This is a genomic window from Wolbachia endosymbiont of Mansonella ozzardi, from assembly GCF_020278625.1.
Lineage (GTDB): Bacteria > Pseudomonadota > Alphaproteobacteria > Rickettsiales > Anaplasmataceae > Wolbachia.
This window is the reverse complement of the sequence record NZ_JADAKK010000044.1, coordinates 6,361-10,751: the sequence shown is the minus strand read 5'-3', so window position 1 is coordinate 10,751 and position 4,391 is coordinate 6,361. Positions and strand designations below refer to the sequence as shown.

Below are 4,391 nucleotides of genomic sequence, written 5' to 3'. Positions count from 1 at the left end.
GCATGAAAGTTATGTTAAAGTGCACCATTTTTATGAAGAACTGGATCCCAGTGTCAAGCACTGGAATGATAATAGGGGGAAGCGCTGGAATGAAAGTAGAAGGAGCGCTCGATATCCTACTGGCAGCTCAAATCACGGTGTTCGTACAGGAGTGTGTCACGCGCTGGAATGACACCTTCCTATCCAGTTCATAAATTGCAACTAGCCTATAAACATTAAGAAACTTACTAAGCAGGAAAAAGGCAAAGAAACCCTGGGTAGCTAGTTATTCACTATCTATCCTATAATATTTAATATTGGCGTCTTTTGATGTCTTAAACGACTTATAAGCGCGTTTCAGCTTGTATGAGTAAAAAAGAAGTTTTACAGACATACAGCACACATAGTACAAAAAATTAAACATGAGACGTCAAATATGCTAAGCTTTTTTGTCACTTAATCTGCACAGACTGAAGATAAATAGTAGTTTCAGTATTACGATAAGGGTGACGACGAAGGTTGTCAAGTAGCTTTTTTGTTTCTATTGGGTAGCTTTTCCACTTTTGTCTAGCAGCTCTTTGTGTAGTGGGGATTGGATCAATATAAGTTGCTTGCAAATGTAAGTAACTTATACTTCTATAATGAACAACACAATACTACCAAGAAATTTCTACGAGCGGCCAACCTTAACTGTAGCTGGAGAATTATTGGGAAAAGTTCTCAAATTTTCCAACTCTAGTGGAATAATAACTGAAGTTGAAGCCTATGTAGGAATGGATGATCCAGCTTGTCATGCAGCACGAGGCTATACTGATCGTACCTCGGTAATGTTTGGTATGCCGGGGTTTTCGTACGTATACTTTATATATGGAATGTATTACTGTTTAAACATCGTAACAGAAGCAGAAGGGTTCCCAGCAGCAGTATTGATAAGGGGATTGAAACTCACTGAACCGCTTGAAGCAAATCTAGGTGGACCAGGAATACTGTGCAAAAGGTTGAACATTAGCAAAGAACACAACAAACAAGACCTCACTATAAGCCACGAATTTTGTGTTTACGAATCTCACCTCAAACCAAATTATATTTGCACCCCAAGAATTGGAATTATTAAAGGTAAAGAAAAATTTTGGCGATTTAAGGTTTTCTAACTTTGATGTTATTCCCGTGCGCAACACAAGAATAACATACAAGATACTTTAGTGGAACTTAACAAGTTTATCTATAGTCTTAGTAATGATTCTTGGAGTATCTGGAGAAACTTTCGAATTAAGCCTATTTAGTTGCTCTATAGCAAACTCACTATTCCCATTTGCTATAAAATCACATAGAATGTTTTCTATACCCTTAGTAATGTTTTCATACTTTCTCAAAGGATGATTGTGTGGATATCTATTAATGGTTTTGATGCTGGAGTACTCGACAAAAGCTTGATCCTTAAAAGCAAGTTGTCTTAATTTCTCTTTAAGTTTTGCTTCTTCCTCTTGTGCTAAAAGGCTAGATTTTATCAGTGATTTTGTAACTGAATTTATAGCCTGATGCATCTCAGAATGTACTACAACATTAATAGCACTTTCTTTTACTATGCAGTTATAAATGCTTTTTTCGCTCTTTAGCAGCTCTATGAACATTCTGCTATTTTGAGAACTTAGCTCCAAATCCTTTTCACTCATAGGAGTTACTATAAAGATATTCTTATTTACTCTAATGTTATACTGTGGAGAGCCATCAAAAAAGGAAAATGCTATATCCTTAGATTCAAGTGCACTATTGTATGCAGAAAAGAGAGTGTGTGCTATGACGTTGCTTGGCACCTTCATTCCATGTTTACTCAGATGATGTAATACATTTTCAACATCATGATATGTAAAGCCTGAACTCTTCAGTAAATTAACAACCTCTATGCCGTCATGTTGTTTATACTCTATTCTCATCTCCTCTGCAAAAAGTGTTTTTGCTGCTATGTGCTTATCAAGCACTGTAAAAATTTTGATGAAATTCTCTAAATCTTGTTTGTCGATTAATTCAATACTAATTAAGTTCTTGCTAACAATTGAAATATTTCGTGTCATTTTTGCTCACTAAAAAACTAACTAAATGAATTGTATTTTTAATCCATTAAAATTTGTTTAAAATGAGCATACCAACCCTTCATTTATGCATCACATGACAGTAAAAGTAAAGGAAATCATATAAAATCATTATGTGATACTACAGATTCTTCATACTCATCATTGCTGCTCGGGTAAGTTGTTACATCAGCTTTATCATAATTACTACTTAATATATCATCTAACTTTCCTTCTCTTTCAAGGTCCACCAATTTGTCGCATCCAGCAATATGATGTATGTAATTGCAATTTTCATCAGTAATAAAAATTTGCGGAACTGTTCTAACGTTATATTTTGACTTTATGTCATTAAATAAATCCGGACTTTTAAGCACATCAATTTCTTCATATTCCACACCTTTTCCATCCAGCAACTCCTTTGCTTTCTTACAGAACGGACAATACTGCTTTACATATATTACAACCTTTCCTTTAATATTTTTCATGATTTATCTCCGTAGTTTATAAAATATAATTATTATATATAGAAATATACATAAGATATCAAATTGTATGAAAATTATTTATAATTGTGAGCAGGAGATAGAAAATAATTTAGCATTAACCTTTGGAAATTTTGATGGCGTTCATTTAGGGCATGAACTTGCAATTTCTACTCTAAAGAAAGTAGCGCAAGAAAGAGGATTACCCTCTGCAATTTTAACTTTTGAGCCCCACCCATCAACAGTCTTATTTGGCAGAAATAACTTTAGATTGATAAATCAAGAACAAAAAAAGGAACTGATCAGCAGCTATAGCATAGATTACTTGTATATTATCAATTTCAATGAAGGTTTTTCTCAAATCAGCTGCAATGACTTCATTAGTAAGATCCTAACAGGCAAATATAGCGCTAAACACATAGTTGTTGGAGAAAGTTGTACTTTTGGTCACAAACGACTGGGTAATACATTGACTCTAAGGAAACATTCTGAAATGTATGGGTATTCTTTAACTGAATTAGAACCATTGATAATCGATGGAAAAATTTGCTCTTCTTCTTCAATCAGAGAGTATTTACAGAAAGGCGAAATAGAGATTGCTGATAAATTGCTCGGCAGACCTTATCAAGTTTCTGGTATTGTAACAAAAGGTGCATGTAGAGGTAGAGAAATAGGATTTCCAACTATAAACATTCCTATAGAAGACTGCATGATAAAACCCAAGTTTGGTACATATTATGCTAAGGCGGCATTTTCTAACAATAATCCAAATTGGCTATACGGAGTAGTCAACATTGGTATGAGACCTACATTTAAGGATTTGAAAAAACCTATAGTAGAAATGCACATATTTGATTTTAATAAAGACGTGTACGACTATAAGGTTAATATACAACTTTTAAAATTTATCAGGTCAGAAAAAAGATTCCATAGTATTGAAGAATTAACAAAACAGGTAAATTATGATATACTTAAAGCTCATCAGTTGAGGACAAATTTATGAAAAAGCTATGCTTAATTGTCATACTAATTATGATATTAACTGATCAGATGAGCAAATTGTACATAAACTCATTAATTGATGAAGGAGAGTCAATCGAAGTTGCTAGCTTTATAAAGCTAGTTGAAGTATGGAATTTGGGGATTAGTTTTGGAATGTTTAGCACTTTACCATATAGCGATCTCTTTTTTTCAATATTTTCAACACTAATAATTAGCATACTCGCATACTTGATATACAAATCTAGCGATAAATTAACTTGTTTTGGTTTTTCTATGATGATTGGCGGGGCAATCGGTAATGTAGTTGACAGGATCTACTGGGGAGCTGTATATGATTTCATATATTTTCATATTGGCAGTTGGTACTGGCCAGCTTTCAATCTAGCAGATATATATATAGCTTGCGGGATGTCTGTATTGCTGTATAAGTGGTACATATACGACAGACTCATTTCTAAACAAAATGAGGAATAAAATTGTTGCTTCGAATTCAATTATATTAGGTTAGGGCAATGCTTTACAGATTTTTTAGTTTCTTTATACTACCCTTATTGTTTTTTACTTACCCAATCTCTCTGAGAGCTGCAAATATGGAACACAATGTAAAGCACGCTAAACTCAGTAATGGGTTAGATATTTATGTTGTACCTAATCATCGGATTCCAGCCGTTTTACATGCAGTAATATATAAAGTTGGGGGAATGGATGATCCAATCGGCAAAGCAGGATTGGCTCACTATTTTGAGCATTTAATGTTTGAAACTACAGGAAAATTTAAGGACATAGAATCAACTATGAGTAGTATTGGAGCGCAATTTAACGCATTTACCACTAGAGAATATACCTGTTACTACGA

7 protein-coding genes are annotated in these 4,391 nt (G+C 33.8%); 5 read left to right on the top strand and 2 right to left on the bottom strand.

Annotated features, from left to right (window positions below):
* Together IHO40_RS04510 and IHO40_RS04505 are read left to right on the top strand one after the other, a co-directional pair.
* The coding region (locus IHO40_RS04510; RefSeq protein ID WP_225536959.1) for a hypothetical protein at positions 1-194 on the top strand (194 nt) is incomplete at its 5' end.
* 426 nt (positions 195-620) lie between these two features.
* On the top strand, positions 621-1,130 hold the full coding sequence (locus IHO40_RS04505) for a DNA-3-methyladenine glycosylase (RefSeq protein ID WP_225536958.1): 510 nt from the start codon (positions 621-623) through the stop codon (positions 1,128-1,130).
* Positions 1,131-1,178: 48 nt separating this feature from the next.
* Here the strand turns inward: IHO40_RS04505 and IHO40_RS04500 are convergent, their stop codons facing one another.
* Both IHO40_RS04500 and IHO40_RS04495 read right to left on the bottom strand, forming a co-directional pair.
* Positions 1,179-2,051 carry a hypothetical protein gene (locus IHO40_RS04500; protein ID WP_225536957.1) on the bottom strand — a complete coding sequence of 291 codons (873 nt, stop codon included), beginning with the start codon at positions 2,049-2,051 and terminating at the stop codon, positions 1,179-1,181.
* Between the two features lie 116 nt (positions 2,052-2,167).
* Positions 2,168-2,536: a glutaredoxin gene (locus IHO40_RS04495; RefSeq protein ID WP_225536956.1), complete on the bottom strand. Its 369-nt coding sequence runs from the start codon at positions 2,534-2,536 to the stop codon at positions 2,168-2,170.
* 67 nt (positions 2,537-2,603) lie between these two features.
* On the opposite strand from IHO40_RS04495, the gene ribF reads away from it, so the two are divergent.
* From ribF to IHO40_RS04480, 3 genes are all read left to right on the top strand, one after another.
* The gene (ribF, locus tag IHO40_RS04490) at positions 2,604-3,536 is read left to right on the top strand and encodes a riboflavin biosynthesis protein RibF (RefSeq protein WP_225536955.1); all 933 of its coding nucleotides are present in this window, start codon (positions 2,604-2,606) and stop codon (positions 3,534-3,536) included.
* Positions 3,533-4,009 carry a signal peptidase II gene (gene lspA / locus IHO40_RS04485; RefSeq protein WP_225536954.1) on the top strand — a complete coding sequence of 159 codons (477 nt, stop codon included), beginning with the start codon at positions 3,533-3,535 and terminating at the stop codon, positions 4,007-4,009. The genes ribF and lspA overlap by 4 nt, the downstream gene beginning before the upstream one ends.
* 38 nt (positions 4,010-4,047) lie before the next feature.
* Positions 4,048-4,391 (top strand): M16 family metallopeptidase (locus IHO40_RS04480; protein WP_225536953.1); only part of this gene is annotated, 344 nt, incomplete at its 3' end.

Excerpts from the sequence above, each read along its gene's own strand:
- IHO40_RS04500 (WP_225536957.1), bottom strand. The coding sequence starts at position 2,051 with ATGACACGAAATATTTCAATTGTTAGCAAGAACTTAATTAGTATTGAA.
- lspA (WP_225536954.1), top strand. The coding sequence starts at position 3,533 with ATGAAAAAGCTATGCTTAATTGTCATACTAATTATGATATTAACTGAT.
- IHO40_RS04495 (WP_225536956.1), bottom strand. The coding sequence starts at position 2,536 with ATGAAAAATATTAAAGGAAAGGTTGTAATATATGTAAAGCAGTATTGT.
- ribF (WP_225536955.1), top strand. The coding sequence starts at position 2,604 with ATGAAAATTATTTATAATTGTGAGCAGGAGATAGAAAATAATTTAGCA.
- IHO40_RS04505 (WP_225536958.1), top strand. The coding sequence starts at position 621 with ATGAACAACACAATACTACCAAGAAATTTCTACGAGCGGCCAACCTTA.